This is a genomic window from Azospirillum halopraeferens DSM 3675 (assembly GCF_000429625.1).
Lineage (GTDB): Bacteria > Pseudomonadota > Alphaproteobacteria > Azospirillales > Azospirillaceae > Azospirillum > Azospirillum halopraeferens.
Window position 1 is genome coordinate 330603 of the sequence record NZ_AUCF01000004.1, and the last position, 15469, is coordinate 346071.

Genomic DNA, 15469 nt, shown 5'->3' on the forward strand with positions numbered 1-15469 from the left:
GCCAATCGCTGCTTCCAACCGATCCGCTCTCTTGTCGCCCATTTCCGGCGGTTTGTTCAGGGAAAATCGCACGCTGGCGGGAGCGACGAGGCTCGTGTATGGTCGGCCGCTCTTGAGGACGACAGGGAAGCGGTCCGGGACGCGATGGCGGCGACGGTTCTCGTGGTGGAAGACGCGGTGGAACTGCGGCTGCTGTACGCCCACAGCCTGGAGGAGGCCGGACTGCGCGTGATCCAGGCGGCCGATGGTGCGGCGATGCAGGACCTGCTCGCCCGCGAACGGCCGGATGTCATCCTTCTGGACATCAACCTGCCCGATGCCAACGGGGTCGAGCTGGCCCGCCGCCTGGGGCTGCGCGACCGCGCCGGCCTGATCTTCGTGACGATGCGCAACGAACCCGCCGACCGGGTCGAGGCGCTGGAGAGCGTGGGCGACGATTACGTGACCAAGCCCGTCGACCTGCGGGAGCTCGTGGCGCGGGTGCGCAACCTCCTGCGCCGCGCCGGACCGGGCGATGCACCATTGCGTTTCGACGGCTGGACGCTCGATCTCGTACGGCGCGAGTTGTTCGGTCCCGACGGCGCCTTCCTGCCGCTGACGACGGGGGAATTCAACATCCTCGCCGCCCTGGCCGCCTTCCGGCCGCGGCCGGTGTCGCGCGAATACCTGCTGGACGTCATCAGCAACCGCGCGTCGGACGCGGTGAGCGAGCACACGGTGGACACGCTGATGACCCGTCTGCGCCGCAAGATGCGCCAGGCCAGCGGGCGCGAGGCGCCGATCGTCACCGTCCGCGGCGTCGGCTACGCACTGGCGGGCAATGGCTGAACCGTGCCGGGTTTGTCGGCAACTGTATTCGGACGGTACCGTCAGGTTCGGGCTGGTCGGGCCTCTGCGGTGAGGTCGGGCACCGCGAGTGTTGATCACGGATACGCTGAAGTCCTGCGCCGTGGCCAAGAGGGACCTGACGCTGCGCTGCGAGCACCGCCGGCACAAGGGGCTTAACAACCGTGCCGAGAACTCGCATCAGCCGACCCGACAACGCGAGCGGCAGATGAAGCGCTTCAAGTCGGCCCGTCACGCGCAGCGTTTCCGATCGATCCAAGAGAGTAGGGTGCATTGAAACGACGCGCGCTGCGTAGCCAGCATTGTGGCCACGTCCTCACCGGCGACGGCGTACCGTCATGGTTGCCCCTTGCGAGCGGGCGCGCGGTGAGGGTGAGTTCAAGTCACGCCCCCGGCGGCCGATATGCAGACCGAATGCAGGCTCACCCCGGATTGGACCGGACGAATCGCGCCATGACCAGGGGCGAACGTGGCGCAGCGTCCGTGTTGCATCCGTGCTGCACGGAATGTTTGTGACTCGGTGGTAGCGCCTTGATTCAGAACGAACTGTGTTGCAAGGCGTTGCAACACGTTCCACCGCCTCCGAACCCCTCGGAACTGTTTGTTTTTTTTAAGGGGTTGGTTGGCTGGGGCGCCAGGATTCCCTGGCTTGCCTCCCAGCCCTCCGGCTGCTACGCGGAAATCATAGCGTTCGGGCGGTTCGTTGCGAGTATGTGGGTCACAGCGTGCCACGGTCAAGGAGACGGTGTGTGCTACAGTTTCACGTATTGGGTAATATGACTCCGCCGGGCCCCCTAAGCCTCATGGACTTGGTCGCAGCGACAGTCGCGAGCAACTGGTGGCCGCCAACGAGCATCGATGGTGGAACTCGGAGAGGCAATCGGAAGGGATGCGCAGGTTCATCGATCCGTGGAAGCTACGATGCCCAGGCTGGCCGCCGACCAAGGGCGGGTTGCTCGCTTGGAGATGGGAAAGGCTTGCGGGTAGGACCTGGAAGCGGCGTGCCAGCGTCGGCGCTCCCGTTCTTCCCATTCTGTCCGCCTAACGGCGCAAGCTCGACGGTGCTCAGTGATTGGCGGCTGGGGGACCAGGACGTTCAGCCTAGCCCCTAAGTCTATGAGAATCCGGCTCCCAGCGAGGACGCGTCCGCGCCGGCTCGCCGTGCGTGGAGCAGTAGGATGGCACTGATCGTTGGCCCGTGGAAGTAGGAACATGAGTCTATGGCCAACGTCGGATGGCTGACCACCACGCGGAAACTGGGCCATTGTGCAGAGTTCCACCCTCATTTGTTGCTTGAGGGCTGCGGCATAGATGTATCAGCGAAGTGAACAAGGCAAGAACTCGTCCCAGCGCCACCGCTGATCAGGCGACGCGGACGGATTTCGGGCGTCCCAGATCCAGGATGCGCTTATGACGAGGGTCAGCGTGATGGGATGGACGCCATCATCGGTGGCGGGCTCTTCAAAGCGACCATCACCGCCCTGATGGGGCCGACGGGGGATCGGCAAGACAACATTCGGCCTGCACTTCGTCCGGCACGCCAGCGCCGCGGAGCCCGGCTTGCTGTTCGGCTTCTATGAGAGGCCGGAGCGGCTGAGGCAGAAGGCGGCACAACTCGGCATCGACTTGTGGCAGACTTGGAAGCCGCGGGCGCCGTGGAAATCATCTGGTAGCCCCAGGAGGAGAGCCAACTAGACGAACTCGGACACCGTCCGCTGGACGCGGGGCGGCGACGTGGCGTGAGGCGGGTACTCGTGCACACCTGCTTTCGGAAGGGTGTTCCCCTATGGGGCGGGAACACCGCCGTATGTTCCATCATGTTCGCGGAACACCCTTGGGAAATCCTGCGTGTTTCGTCTAGAAGCCAGCATCCATGCGGGGTTCGGGGCCGCAGGAACACCGGAACACGGTGAACACCGTATCAAGCGGGAGGCGGGTGTGCATCGGCTTGCACACTGGGCTCTTGAAAGTTTCGTGTGATCGATTGGCGGTTGAAACCGGCATGAGGAGGCATCCGAAATGGGTGGCGACCTGCGCCGGGCTGCGAGATGGCCATATAGAAGGAAGGCTTCTCCGACACGGTCGTATTCTTGAACATCTCTGTGCACTCTCTCGGCTTTCTCTCCTCTCTTCAGGTTCTCGACCAGATCGACCCCGACCTTCCTCGGATCACACTGCGCACGCAGATGACCGCCCCCTCGGCGTCCTGTACCGGCTGTGGCACCTCGTCCCGGCGGGTTCACGGCTCGTATTGGCGCAGCCTTGGCGACATGGCGAGCTTCGGCCATCCGACCCTCCTGCTTGTCCGGGTCCGCCGCTTCCGTTGCTCGGCACCCGCATGCCCTCGCCGCACTTTCGCCGAAGCGCTGCCCGACGTTGCCTGTCCGCGGGCGCGCCAGACTGACCGGTTGCGCGCGGTGCACCGGGCCATCGGCCCGGCGCTTGGTGGCAATCCCGGAGCCCGTCATGCCGCAACCATGGGCGTGCCGATCAGCCGCACGACACTGCTGCGGCGCGTGCGGTCCAGCGACCTCCCATCGGCTCCTCCGGTAACGGTGCTCGGGGTGGACGACTGGGCTTGGCGCAAGGGTCATCGCTACGGCACCATCCTGTGCGATCTGGAGCGCCGGCGGGTCATCGACCTGCTGCCAGATCGTAGCGCCGACACGCTTGCGGCGTGGCTGACAGCGCATCCCAGCGTGTCGGTCGTCGTGCGCGATCGTGCCGGGGCCTACGCCGACGGCGCGGCCCGTGGAGCCCCCGACGCCCTCCAGATCGCCGACCGGTGGCATCTCCTGCGCAACAGCAGCGACGCCCTGCAACGGATCCTGGAGCGTCATCATCGCGATCTGCGGGAGGCGGCACGTTCCGCGAGGCCCCCGTCCGGGCCGGCGCCCTCGGAAGAGCCCACAGCGCCGGCGGCGCCCGCACCGGAGCGGCGCCTGAGCACGTCGGAACGGCGCTCGCTTGCTGCGCAGGAGCATCGCGACGCGCGCTTTGCCGAAGCGGCTCGCCTGCGCGAGCAAGGGATGTCCATCCGCGCGGTCGCCCGCAGCCTCGGCGTCGAGCGCAAGACCATGGGCCGCTGGCTGCGCGCGGGGCGTGCGCCGACGTGGCGGCATTACGACCGCGGCACCAGCATCCTCGACCCGCATCGCGCTTACCTGGAGGAGCGCTGGCAGGCCGGCTGCCATAACGCCGCCGCGCTGTGGCGGGAGCTCAAGGACCGTGGCTTCGCCGGGCAGTACACCGTCGTGCGGAACTGGGGAACCCAGCGGCGGCGGCAAGACCCGCCTGCCAAGGCAAAGCGTTCCCCCCGAAAGCCGCTGCCGGACAAGGCGCCTGAGCCGCCGACGCCACGCAAAGCGGTGCGCCTGCTGACCGGTGAGGTCTCCAGGCTCGATGATGATCAGCGCCGTTTCGTGACCGCCCGTAAGCATCCGGCGAGCGCCGCGGGAGTGGTGCTATAGAGGATGCAGGACCTGGTCGGTTTCCAGGATCTCCAAGGCTTCGGTCAGCGACACGTCGTGGTAGAGGCGGTGCCACGTTCCGGTGTGGCGGAACCATTGGATGTCGAAGCGGTCGCGGCCGATCCAGTCGAGGCGGGCGAACGGACTTTCGAACTCCTCGCCGAGATTTTCCGGGAAGCCGGATCGGTACCGTTGGAGGAACCGGTAACGGTTTCCATGCCATTTGCCGAGGATGTCTATGGGGTAGTTGAACTCGGTCGGACGGATGCTCGGCAGGAAGCGGGGTTTCAGCACCTCACCGATGAAGCTCTGGCATGCGGCCGTGATAGCGGCCTTTTCGGATGCCGCCAATCCCGCGGATCGGCTTCGAGGGGTCATGCGGCGATCTCCCCGGATTCCACCGGCCGCCGCCAATTCCAGGGCAGGAGCTCGTGGAGGCGGTTCTGGGGCAGGTCGTTGATGCGGGCCAGTACGTCGGCGAGCCACGCCTGGGGATCGACATCGTTCATCTTCGCGGTCACGATCAGCCCGTATAGGACGGCGGCGCGCTGGCCGCCGCGGTCAGAGCCGCAGAACAGCCACGATTTTCTTCCAAGCGCGATGGTGCGTTCATTGTACCCCTCTTCTTCAAGTATCTGGAAACATTGAGAGTTGATCCTTGGAAGCGAGGCGGCATGGCTCTCCTTTGCGTCCGATAGCGGCAAGGACCCGTTGGTCCTGAAGGTCGGAAGCGCGGATCTGGTAGGGAGCGCCGGGCACCACCTGCTCGGCGACGATCAGGCCGGCATTGATGAGCCGGACAAGGCGGTGGCGCGAAATGCCGAGCGCCGCCGCAGCCTCGTACTGGGTCAGCCATTCGCCATCCTTCTCCGCGGACCGGTAGGCATGAATGCCACGGACCCGGCGCAGCGAGCCGACACGGTGTCCGGTCCAGGATTTCCCCTGTCCGGTGCGCATGCCCATCCGGTTCAGCTGCGCGGCGATCTCCGCATCGGACCAGCGCGCCGCCATGCTGCGGATCACCGCCATCGCCTCCTCGGGCGTTCGGCAACCGTGCTCGCCGGATTTCGGTTTGGTGAGACGCAGCTGCGAGTGCTGGCCGCCCTGCCAGTGAATGGTGAGGATGACTTCGCGCGCCGCCTCATCGACATCGGCGATGATGTTGACGATGAGGGTTCGGAGCAACCGCTGGCGCGCCCTCGTGGTCACCGTCGGTGCGTTCCAGGCGGCCTGCAGATCGTCCGCCAGTCCGGCGAAATCCGGAACGTCGGCCACCGAAACGGGAGCCGACACGGACGCGACCCGCGCCTCGCAGGCCTCGACACGCCGAAGCGCCGCTTCCCAGTTCTTTTCCAGTTGCGCGGCGATCAGCCGGTTGTCGGGATCGCAGGCGGCGTAGCGTCGTTCCGCCAGCGACGCCTCGTAGCGCGCCTTCTGCAGGTCCAGCTCCGCTATCCGCCGTCGTTCGGTCTGGTGCTCCATATGCCTTCGCTCAGCTTCCAGCGCGGCCTCGATCGCCATCGGCTCGACGGCTCGCAGAAGTTCACCGGCAACCGCCTCGTCCACCCGGGAACTCCCGAACCCGAGGCATCGTGGCAGCCCCAGCATCTGGTGGGGACGTTCGCAACGGTATATGGCCTGGCTGGGCTGGCGGCCGCGATACGACACGGTCAGGCGCCGTCCGCACCGGGCACAGCTCAGGACTCCGATCAGCAGGGCGCGGCCCCCACGCCCTGATTTCGCGCCGCCGGCCCGGCCATAGGCGTTGGCGGCGAGCAGGGCCTGGTTGCGTTCGAACTCCTCCCAGTCCACGTAGGCCTCGTGGTGATCCTTCAGCAGAACCTCCCACTCTTCAAGCGGCTTGCCGTGGCCATAGCTCTTCCGCGCCCGCCCTTCGACGATTTCGGTGCGCTGCTGGCTTTTTCCATAGACGTAGGCGCCGGCGTAGAAGGGGTTCTTGAGCACGCTGATGACGTTGCGATAGCGGATCGGCGTCCAGTCGAAGCTGACCAGCCTCTTGCCATCGGACGGCCGCGGGAAGCAGACCCCCTCCGCCGCCAGCGACAGCAGGACCTGGCGAGCGCTGCCCAGCTCCCGGAAGCGGGCGAAGACGAGGCGGATCGCCTCCTGAACCCGCAGATCGGGATCGAAGCCCAGACCGATCTCGCGGTGCCAGACATAGCCGATCGGCACGCTGATGCGCAGCTCGCCCCGCCGCGCCTTGCTGCGGGCGGCATCGAGCATCCGGGAGCGCAGCACTCCCAGCTCGAACTCGCTCATGCTGCCCTTCATGCCCAGCAGCAGCCGGTCGTTCGGCCGCCCCGGATCGTAGACGCCGTCCAGGTCGATGACCCTGGCCTCGACGAGCCCGCAGAGTTCGAGCAGGTGGTGCCAGTCCCGTCCGTTGCGGGCGAGCCGGGAGGCGTCGAGGCACAGCACGGCGCCGATCTCGCCGGCACAGAGCGACGCCACCAGCCGCTCGAACCCGGGCCGCGCCGTGGTGCCGCTGGCGGAGCGCCCGAGATCGTCGTCGATCACCTCGACCCGACGGAACCCCCGGCGCTTGGCCGCATCGACGAGTTCGTACTGCCGGCGCTTGCTCTCCAGGTTGGTCTGGACCTGCGCCTGGGTGGACTGGCGGACGTAGACCACGGCCTTGCGCTTGAGCACCGACGGCGGGAGGAGTTCAGCGTTCATCATCGTCACGCTCCCCGGTTCCGGCGCCTGCGGCTTCCATCAGGAGAAGGGCCAGTTGGACCACCGCTGCGGCGCGGTCGGCAGGGGTGATCGCTCGCAGCCGTGCCGTGTCGAAGACCATGCTGAGCTGGCGCCGCGCTGTGGCCCGCCGCATTGATGCTGACGGCGTCTTCATGTCGCTTCTCCCGGACGATGTTCGAATCGTCCGAGGAGCTTCGCCTGAATCCACCGTCGGTCAGCTGACGCTGAAGGCTGATGAGCGCTTCCACCGCGACCCGCGGTGCGCCGGATTCCATCGCGGCGCAGGCTACCGGGTCCAGCATCCATTCCGGCAACACGGTGATGATGCCGGGCGCCGCCTCAACGAAAGCGAGACGGCCGGTGGCGCGCGCCTCGCTCCACTTCACCCGGACACGGCGACCATGCAGCGGGTGCCAGCGGTAATGGACATCAACATCCTGCCCGGCATGGGCAGAATGGACGGGCGATGGCGATCCCGCGCAGGGCCCGTTCCGCCGCGTTGTTCGTCAGGCAGATGCGGCCGTCCTTCAGGAACCGCGCGAAGCCGTCCCAGCGCTTGAGCATGTAGTCCATCGCTTTGGCCACCGGCGCATGCCGGGACAGGCGGGCGCGCTCCCCCCGCATCCAGGTTTCCAGCTCGGCCAGCAACGGCGCGCTGTGCTCCTGGCGGGCGGCCAGACGCTGGGCGGGCCCCAGCCCGGCAATGGCGCGCTCGATGTCGAACAGCCGGTCGATGCGCCGCACCGCCTCCAGCGCCAAAGGCGAGATCGACGCGTCCTTGCGCCGCTTCAGGGCCGTGGCGATGTCGGCCAGCACGAAGAATTTCCGGCGTGCGTGCGCCCAGCAGGGTGCGTCCGTGATCGCCCCCGGCTGCCGGTCGGCGTCGTACAGGCGGTTGTAGCCGGCGAATGCATCGGCTTGGAGCACTCCGGTGAAGCCCGCCAAGTGCGCCTCGGGATGGGCGCCGCCGCGGTCGCGCGAGTAATGGAACAGCGCCGCAGGGGGTGCTTGGCCGCCGAAGGGCCGGTCGTCGCGGACGTACACCCAGATGCGGCCGGTATCCGTCTTGCCCTTGGCCAGCACCGGCACCGGAGTGTCGTCGCCGTGCAGCCGTTCGGCCGCCAGCACATGGGCGGCGATGAGGTCGTGCAGCGGCGTCAGCACGGCCGCCGCGGCGCCGACCTGGTCGGCCAAGGTCGACAGGCTGAGCTCCACACCCTCGCGGGCGAAGCGCTCAGCCTGGCGGTTCAGCGGCTGGTGCTGGCCGAACTTCTCGAAGAGAATCATCGCCAGCAGGCTTGGGCCGGCCCAGCCCCGCGGTGTGGCATGGAACGGCGCCGGCGGCTGGGTGATGGTCTCGCAGGCCCGGCAGCTGAACTTCTCGCGCACCGTCTGGATCACTTTCCACTGCCGCGGAATGCTCTCCAGCGTCTCGGTCACCGTCTCGCCCAGCTTGCACAGCTTGTCCGACCCGCAGCACGGGCACTCGGTCGGGGCCGGCACCACGACGCGCTCGCGCGGCAAGTGCCCGGGGAACGGCTTGCGGGCCGGCCGGCTGCGGGTGAAGGAGCGGACGGTCGTGGCCTTGGCGGCGCCACGTTCGGCCGCCAGTTCGTCCTCGCTGGCGGTTGCCTCCAACTCCTCCAACTGGAGTTCGAGTTGGTCGAGCAGGCGGGCCTTGCGTTCGGAGCGCGCGCCGTAGAGCTCGCGGCGCAGCTGGGCGATCTCCAGCTTCAAGCGGGCGATCATGGCCGCGGCGTTGGAGGTTTCCGCCTTGACCCGGGCCGCCTCGGCCTCGGCAGCGTCCGCCCGCGCCTCGGCGGCCGCCAAGGCAGCGCGCAGGGCGGCGTTCTCGTCGGCAAGCGATGCGGGCGGCGGGGCGGCAGGCATGGCGCCAGTTTACCGCGAAACGCCCTCAAACCGTTGGATTTCCTGGGCCTGAGCCGCGGCCTGATTCAGAATGCCGCACTCATCCGGCAGCCGTCGGACGCCAGGTTTTCTGCGGGTTGCGCCAATCGATCCCTTCGAGCAGGTAGCCCATCTGCCCGACCGAGATGGCGACCGCGCCGTCCGCCGGGGTGGGCCAGACGAAGCGGCCTCGCTCAAGCCTCTTCACGAACAGGCAGCTTCCCTGGCCGTCATGCCAGATCACCTTCACCAGGTCGCCACGACGCCCCCGAAAGATGAAGAGATGGCCGCTGTGGGGGTCCTGGCGGAACCGCTCCTGGACCAGCAGGGCCAACGACGCCCAGCCCTTGCGCATATCGGTGTGCCCCGTGGCGAGCCACACCCGCACGCCGCTCGGAACCGGGATCATGGCGCCCGCCGCGACGGTGCCAGTGCGGCCAGCACCGCCATCGCCAGGGCCGGATCGACCGCCCCGTCCAGCCGCACCCGCGCCCCGCCGGGCAGGGCGATCTCCATCGCCGGGCGTTGCCCGGCCGCCGTCATCGCAGGCGTCATCGGAAGCGGTGATGGCGGGGAGACCGGCGCCGGGAGCGGCATCGCGGCGGTCGCCATCTCCGGCTCGGAAGAATGGGGTGCCTCGGCCCCCTCCGCCGGCTCCGGCGTGATGGTCACCGGAACGAACTCCGCCGCCCCGGCCGCCGCCGTCATCAGCCGCCGCCAGCGGTACAGCAGACTCTCGTGAACCCCGAACCGCCGCGCCGCTTCGATCACCACCACGCCCGGCCGGAACGCCTCCTCCACCATCCGTGCCTTCTCCGCCGGCGTGTAGCGCCGCCGCCGCTCGTTCCCCGTCAAAACCTCGATCCGCTGGTAAGCCATGACGTTTGCCACTCGTTTGCGTCCGCGCGATGACGCGCCACGCAAACCTCCGCCTTCAACATCCGACCCGCAAGGCGGCGCTCACCGGAGGGATACGACCGCCCTGCTGGAGCGCTCCCCCAGCCTCGCCACCGCCGTTGACCTCATCCGCCGCTTCGCGGCGATGGTGAAGGACAAGGCGCCCGACGCCTTTGAGGACTGGTTGCGTGAGGCGGAAGCCTCGGCGCTGCTGGCGTCGTTCGCCGCCGGGATCCGCCGCGACGAGGACGCGGTGCGGGCCGCCTTGAGCGAGCCCTGGAGCAGCGGGCAAGTCGAAGGTCAGGTCAACCGGCTGAAGGTCATCAAGCGCGACATACGGCCGCGCCGGCTTCGATCTGCTCCGCGGCCGGGTCCTGGGTCAAGCCTGAGGCGAATGCTCGAAGGCTATGGATGCCTCGGCTGATCACACGAAACTTGGAAGAACCCAATATTTCTAGCTGGATAACAGGCGTGTGGCTTTAGTTGTTAGAAAGGCCAAATGAGTTCCCCACTGTGCGATGCGATAATGAGGCGTCTTCTGTCGGTGGCGGTCATATATCTCGCCAATCTGCCTCGCTGATATCTTCAGAGCCATTAAGCATGTCACGTGCTAGTTCTCGTTTGGCTTCGAGAAGGAGGTCCAGCTTCGCTTCAAAAGACACAAATTCGTTGGATACGACAGTCGGGCAATAGACGGTCACTGGTTTTGTCTGGCCTATGCGGTACGCGCGGTCGGTGGCCTGATCCTCCTTTGCCGGATTCCATGGTCGGGTAAAGTGAATGACGTGGTTGGCCGCCTGGACGTTGACGCCGAAACCAACGGCTGTCGTCGACAGGATGATCACGTTGAATCCGGGGCTTGCCTGGAATGCATCGATGCGGGCCTGCCGGCTTTGGCCGGATGCGGATTGGGCGGTCGTATCGCCGTTGATCACCGTTACCGAAAGGTCGAACGCCTCTCCGATATAGCGCTGTAGGGCGCGCTGGATCTCACGGAACTCCGTGAAGATAATAGCCTTTTCGCCGGACGCGCGGATTCGTTCGAGCTGGGCCATCAGCCAGCGCATCTTCGGGCTGTGCCGGCGGAACTCGTCGAGGGGGGGCGGGGCGGCAAGCTCCTCAGCGGACACCGGGTGCGCACAAATGCTGCGCAGCGTGTGCAGCATTCCGAGCACCACCATCGTCGCGTTACCATCCGCCTCGGTGACCTTGGCACGGTAGGCCTGCAGAGCTTGGGTGTACAGGGCCGTCTGACGCGGCGACAGCGGCAGAGCCCGGCAGCCATCGTCGGAAATCTTGGGGGGCAGCTCCGCAACGTCCTCTTTCATGCGACGCATGACTTGCGGCTCAATGAGGCGGCGGAGACGATCGAGGGCGGCCAGCTGCTCATCCGTCCGCGCCTCGATCGGCCGCGAATAGGTCCGGCAGAAATTGGCCAGGGGACCGAGCAGGCCCGGCTGCACGAAGTCGAACAGGCACCACAGGTCCGCCAGCCGATTCTCCACCGGGGTTCCGGTGCATGCGATGCGGAACAGGGCGTTCTGCTTCTTGGCGGCGCGCGTCACCAGCGACGTCGGCGTCTTGATTTTCTGCGCTTCGTCGCAGACCATAATGCCCCAGCGTTGTGCGGACAGAGAGAACTCCTGGTCGCGCAAGGTCTCGTATGTGGTCAGAACGACCTGCGCGTCGCCTAGCCAGTCGGACCGGAGGAACTTGCACAGTCCGCGCGCAATGAGCTGCTCGTCGACTGCGTCGCGGGTAAGTCGAACCTCCTTCAGCGCCGAACCATAGAGCGTGAGGACACGCAGCCCTGGCTTGAAAAACTTCCGGATCTCATTGCCCCAGTTCTCGAGGAGCGACACCGGGGCGACCACCAGCACCGGTGCCGGCTCCGGCGTCGTTTCCAGGTACCAAGCGATGAAGGTGAGCATCTGCAGGGTCTTACCTAGCCCCATATCGTCGGCGAAGATGCAGCCGCGCACCCGAGGCATGTTCCGCCAGAGATGCTGTAGCCAAGCAACGCCGGCCAACTGGTGGGGTTTCAGCGCGATATCCGGACGAAGCAACTGTGGCAGGACGGGCTGCTCGTGGGGTTCCCAACGCAGGTTCTCGGCCCGCCGCTCGACATACTCCTCCTGCTCCAGGTTGCTCTTCAGGAGCAAGGTTTCCTTACCCGCCCTGCGGGACGCATGGTCCGAAGCCGGAGGCCTTGCCTGCACCTCAGGTACCGGGCGCGCGGGTGACGGTGGCGCGGAGAAGGCTGGTGCGATGGCGCGCACCAGTTCCTGTGCGTTCTCGACGCTGAGAGGCGCCGGCCACTCGGGCATGCCGACGGTCGCCTCTCCCGCCGCTTCGGCGGACTGTGTGCGTTCGGCGAGCCGGTGGAAGTCGTTCTCTGTGAGGGCAATGCGAACCGGCTCTGCCGCCCCAGGAGGCTGCCACGTGACGACGCAGGCCAGCGCGTCCGGCATCCAACCGGCGTCGCCCGCAGCCGCCGCCAGATAGGGCGCGTGCACCGGCTTCTCGATGCCGATGCCCGCGATCCGCTCGCCGTACCGGCCAAGGTCGTACACCTCGTCGTAGCTGAGCGACGGCTGAGCGACCGCCCAGTTCTCCCCGAGCCACAGCGTCAAGGTTGCAAGCTGCTCGCGCGCGTCGCCGCGCAGGTCGAGATCGCGTCCACGCCATGTCACGCATGGCTCGTCCGCTTTCAGGGCTTTGGCGAGTTGATCCCTGAACTGCTTTACGGCTTGCTTGTCGGCCAGATCTTGGGGAGGGGGAGGGGACTCTTGTTCGTTGTCGGGCAGGATGTGCAGGCGCACCATCTCGATCCGGCCCATCGCATCACGCACGGCCTCGCTGGAGAAGGCATAGAACGACAGGCCTGCCTGTCGGCGCACCACCTCGAAGACCTCCGGCGGCAACGCTTCGGCTATGTCCTCGCCGAGGGTGGCGTACGGGTTCCGGAGAAAGGCCTTGGCACGTTGGCCGGCGACGCGCCGCCCGGGCATGCGCTTGATCTCGGCGAGGAGGCGCAGGACCGCCGGCGAGGGGATCACGCGCACCAGACCGCCGTCGTCCGTGGTGAGAACGTAATGATCCTGGACCCGGCTATGGGCATCGTAGGCGGCCAGCCATTTGTCCGATGGCACGTCCGTCAGGCCGGGCACGAGTTCCACCACCTGGGTGTCGCCTTGCCACGTCGGCCGGAGCGAAAGGTTCAGCCGCTCCGGCGTAAGCACGATCGTTCGGGACAGGAATCCGTCGAACCGGGCACCGGCCTCTCGCGCCAAGAGCCTGATACGGCCCCAGGCACGTTCCTGCTCCGTGCGGGTGCGGGCGCTGTCGTCGCGCTGTGAAAAGGCCGTCACCGCCTCCGCGAGGCGCCAAGCCGGTCCGGGCAAAAGCGACGGCGCCCCGCGTTCCACGATCGCGCCGCCCTTACGCTCAACCTGCACCGGTCTCCCGCTGCCATCGAGCCACGCCAGGGCGATCACGAAGGTCGGATCGGACAGAGCACCGGTGGAGGTCAGCTCCGGGGTCAAGGTGCAGGTGGGCGGAAGATCGAGCAGGGCCAGTCCGTCGGCATGGTCCGGGTGATTCTTCAGGTCGTGAAACTCACGCCAGCCCAGGATGCACTCGTCGCCCAGCGTAGGGACGATGCCGTCCTGCTCCAATTGGGCGAGATAAAGGACCGCGTCTCCATGGCGTCCCCGGACTTCATGCCCACGCGCCAGCCATTCGGATGCCGGGAGTTCCGCGAAACGTCCGATACCACGGAAGACGATGCCGCCGCGGTCGTACGAGATGCTCAGGCAGGTCTCCCCCCTGCGGGTCCGTTTCGTTCTGCCCCAAAAGAGCCCGAGCATAGTCGATCCTCGTCCTATTTCTTGCGCCAGAAGCCGCGCCCCTCAGTGAAGCGGAAACCGAGCCTCTCCAGGTCCCCGCGCGCGGGGTGGGCGGCGTTGTCGGTCAGCAGCCACAGGCAGCCGGACTTCGGTCGCTGGTCGAGCACTTTAAGGTCGTGCTTCTGGGCGAGAGTGAGCGTGGGAAGCAGCCAAAGCGGATCGTCGTCGGTGGTCTGCACTTGCGATGCATTCGAACCCTGGGGCTCGGTGTACCGGTGCGCCGGTGGAACGGGAGCTGGGCGTCGTATCGGCGGCGAATACGACTGGGGCGGACGTGGGGGAGTGCTTGGCTTCTGTGCCGCTATCAATGCGCCGGGCGTCCGTCCGCAGCGGCGGTCGTCGTCTGGATGAATACCTAACGCCTCCAGTGCCACCAGGAACTTATACTCCCAGTCGCTGTGGTGCGATTGGCGGAAGATGCAGCGGCGCCTGTTCTTCGCTTGGTGGAGGTCGACCTCGGCGGCCGGCAGGCAGAACGGCAAGTCGTCCGCGCGGTAGCCGTATGCGGCATTGCCGGTCTGGCCGAACTCAACGAAGAAGTAAGCGCCGAGCTTCAGGATGAATGCATTGTTATCCGGGTTGCCTGGATTGACCAGCCGGCTTATGCGCTGCCGGCGACGCTTGCGCATATCTACGTAGTCGGGCCGCGGACTGTCGAACACGGCTGGCCCCAGTGCAAAATGCGCGAAGTCGATCTGCTTGGCGAAGCGCAGCCAGAAGTCGAGACGCCGCTGGTCGGCGGCACCGTCGGCGCTGAGCAGGTCGAAGAAGAGTTTCAGGTCTTCCCGAACGATCCATTCGCGGACCATCTGCTTGACCGGGGGGGCGACCAGCGACCATTTTGCCTGCGCGTGAATGTGAGGACTGCCCCAATGTTCCGTTGCGAAGTCCTGAAGGGTGAGGTGCGGAACGTTTGTCAGCGAGCGATGGTGCCGGTTCAGCACCAGGATGAGAGCATCGTCGGCCAGCAGCGGGTGACGGCGAAGCACCGCCAGGAAACGGTCCAGAGCGCCCAGATACTCGCCATCCGCCAGTCCACACAGGTGGCGGACTTGGGAGAGGATCAACTCTTCCCAGAACCAGCTTGTCTGGGCGACACCGATCTGGTCGCGTAACGGTGCGAGTGCATCTTCTTGACCGGCGAACACCGCGGCGGCGTAGCGGTCGCAGGGGCGCTCCGTCAGAACGTTGTCGTGCTCGACAAGGGTTCGCAGCCAGTCCGGCTTGTAGCGCGACTGCTCCTCTATGACGGGGAGGCTGCGCGCGAGAAAGCCACGTAGGGCCTGCCAGTTGGCGGCTTCGGCCTCACGGGTTGGGCGCTGCTCCGGGCCGAAATAGGCGGCGAGCAGGCCTCGCCACGCCGACAGCGGGAGCGTCCGTTCCGACAGAGCACCATCGACTGCGCTCAAGAGGCCGGCGACAACACCGTCGGTGCGTTGCAGCAGCGCCGGGGTGTCCTTGTGCGGCTCCCCCAAGGCCCAGCACAGAAAACGCAGATGCGTGGCGCAGGCCACCCGCAACCCCCTGGTCGAGAGCAGGTCGAGAGCCTCCTGGATGCGGTTGCGTTGCACCAGCGTGCCGGAAGCCCCGTTCACCCTCCGGCGAATCTCGACGACCGCGCGGACCATGGCCTCGGGTCGACCGAACGGCGCTCCGTCCGTCGTCGTGACATCCCGGACGTGCACCATGTGATGTTGAAGGCTGTCGAGTGTGGACACGACC

Annotated in this window: 9 protein-coding genes and 5 pseudogenes; 5 read left to right on the forward strand and 9 right to left on the reverse strand. The window is 66.7% G+C overall.

The window, feature by feature from the left end; genetic code table 11:
- Positions 1-144: 144 nt before the first annotated feature.
- The 4 genes and pseudogenes from G472_RS0105195 to G472_RS31390 form a co-directional block, all read left to right on the forward strand.
- The gene (locus G472_RS0105195; RefSeq protein WP_029007521.1) at positions 145-828 is read left to right on the forward strand and encodes a response regulator transcription factor; all 684 of its coding nucleotides are present in this window, start codon (positions 145-147) and stop codon (positions 826-828) included.
- 73 nt (positions 829-901) lie between these two features.
- Positions 902-1108: pseudogene (locus G472_RS37935) on the forward strand (DDE-type integrase/transposase/recombinase); the annotation flags it as partial.
- A 1238-nt stretch (positions 1109-2346) separates the two neighbouring features.
- Positions 2347-2541 (forward strand): hypothetical protein, encoded by a 195-nt coding sequence (locus G472_RS40785; RefSeq protein ID WP_156927021.1) that lies wholly within the window; start codon positions 2347-2349, stop codon positions 2539-2541.
- A gap of 395 nt (positions 2542-2936) precedes the next feature.
- Positions 2937-4298, forward strand: a pseudogene (locus tag G472_RS31390) (ISL3 family transposase); the annotation flags it as partial.
- Positions 4299-4310: 12 nt separating this feature from the next.
- Here the strand turns inward: G472_RS31390 and G472_RS0105205 are convergent.
- The 7 genes and pseudogenes from G472_RS0105205 to tnpA form a co-directional block, all read right to left on the reverse strand.
- Entirely contained in the window at positions 4311-4694 is a 384-nt protein-coding gene (locus G472_RS0105205) for a DUF3024 domain-containing protein (protein WP_029007522.1), read from the reverse strand.
- Positions 4691-4924 (reverse strand): annotated as a pseudogene (locus G472_RS37940) (transposase domain-containing protein); the annotation flags it as partial. The pseudogene G472_RS37940 and the gene G472_RS0105205, both read right to left, overlap by 4 nt.
- 19 nt (positions 4925-4943) lie before the next feature.
- Positions 4944-7016 (reverse strand): recombinase family protein, encoded by a 2073-nt coding sequence (locus G472_RS0105215; protein WP_029007524.1) that lies wholly within the window; start codon positions 7014-7016, stop codon positions 4944-4946.
- Positions 7003-7188, reverse strand: coding sequence for a hypothetical protein (locus G472_RS38700; RefSeq protein WP_156927002.1), 186 nt, complete (start codon positions 7186-7188; stop codon positions 7003-7005). Before G472_RS38700 ends, G472_RS0105215 begins: the two co-directional genes overlap by 14 nt.
- 305 nt (positions 7189-7493) lie before the next feature.
- Positions 7494-8924 (reverse strand): annotated as a pseudogene (gene tnpC / locus G472_RS31395) (IS66 family transposase); the annotation flags it as partial.
- 79 nt (positions 8925-9003) lie between these two features.
- A complete protein-coding gene (tnpB, locus tag G472_RS0105225) occupies positions 9004-9351 on the reverse strand; it encodes an IS66 family insertion sequence element accessory protein TnpB (protein ID WP_029007525.1) in 348 nt (115 codons plus the stop codon).
- Positions 9348-9821 carry an IS66-like element accessory protein TnpA gene (tnpA, locus tag G472_RS0105230; protein ID WP_029007526.1) on the reverse strand — a complete coding sequence of 158 codons (474 nt, stop codon included), beginning with the start codon at positions 9819-9821 and terminating at the stop codon, positions 9348-9350. The genes tnpB and tnpA overlap by 4 nt, the downstream gene beginning before the upstream one ends.
- Before the next feature lie 103 nt (positions 9822-9924).
- Between tnpA and G472_RS31400 the strand changes: the two are divergent.
- Positions 9925-10228: pseudogene (locus tag G472_RS31400) on the forward strand (transposase); the annotation flags it as partial.
- Between the two features lie 162 nt (positions 10229-10390).
- Here the strand turns inward: G472_RS31400 and G472_RS31405 are convergent.
- Both G472_RS31405 and G472_RS36775 read right to left on the reverse strand, forming a co-directional pair.
- A complete protein-coding gene (locus tag G472_RS31405; RefSeq protein ID WP_051340450.1) occupies positions 10391-13708 on the reverse strand; it encodes a DEAD/DEAH box helicase in 3318 nt (1105 codons plus the stop codon).
- A gap of 14 nt (positions 13709-13722) precedes the next feature.
- Positions 13723-15465: an EH signature domain-containing protein gene (locus tag G472_RS36775; protein WP_169732780.1), complete on the reverse strand. Its 1743-nt coding sequence runs from the start codon at positions 15463-15465 to the stop codon at positions 13723-13725.
- Positions 15466-15469 lie beyond the last annotated feature (4 nt).

What these genes read in the sequence shown, in the direction of transcription:
- tnpB (WP_029007525.1), bottom strand. Translation starts at nt 9,351, where the DNA reads ATGATCCCGGTTCCGAGCGGCGTGCGGGTGTGGCTCGCCACGGGGCAC.
- G472_RS31405 (WP_051340450.1), bottom strand. Translation starts at nt 13,708, where the DNA reads ATGCTCGGGCTCTTTTGGGGCAGAACGAAACGGACCCGCAGGGGGGAG.
- G472_RS0105205 (WP_029007522.1), bottom strand. Translation starts at nt 4,694, where the DNA reads ATGACCCCTCGAAGCCGATCCGCGGGATTGGCGGCATCCGAAAAGGCC.
- tnpA (WP_029007526.1), bottom strand. Translation starts at nt 9,821, where the DNA reads ATGGCTTACCAGCGGATCGAGGTTTTGACGGGGAACGAGCGGCGGCGG.
- G472_RS0105215 (WP_029007524.1), bottom strand. Translation starts at nt 7,016, where the DNA reads ATGATGAACGCTGAACTCCTCCCGCCGTCGGTGCTCAAGCGCAAGGCC.
- G472_RS38700 (WP_156927002.1), bottom strand. Translation starts at nt 7,188, where the DNA reads ATGAAGACGCCGTCAGCATCAATGCGGCGGGCCACAGCGCGGCGCCAG.
- G472_RS0105195 (WP_029007521.1), top strand. Translation starts at nt 145, where the DNA reads ATGGCGGCGACGGTTCTCGTGGTGGAAGACGCGGTGGAACTGCGGCTG.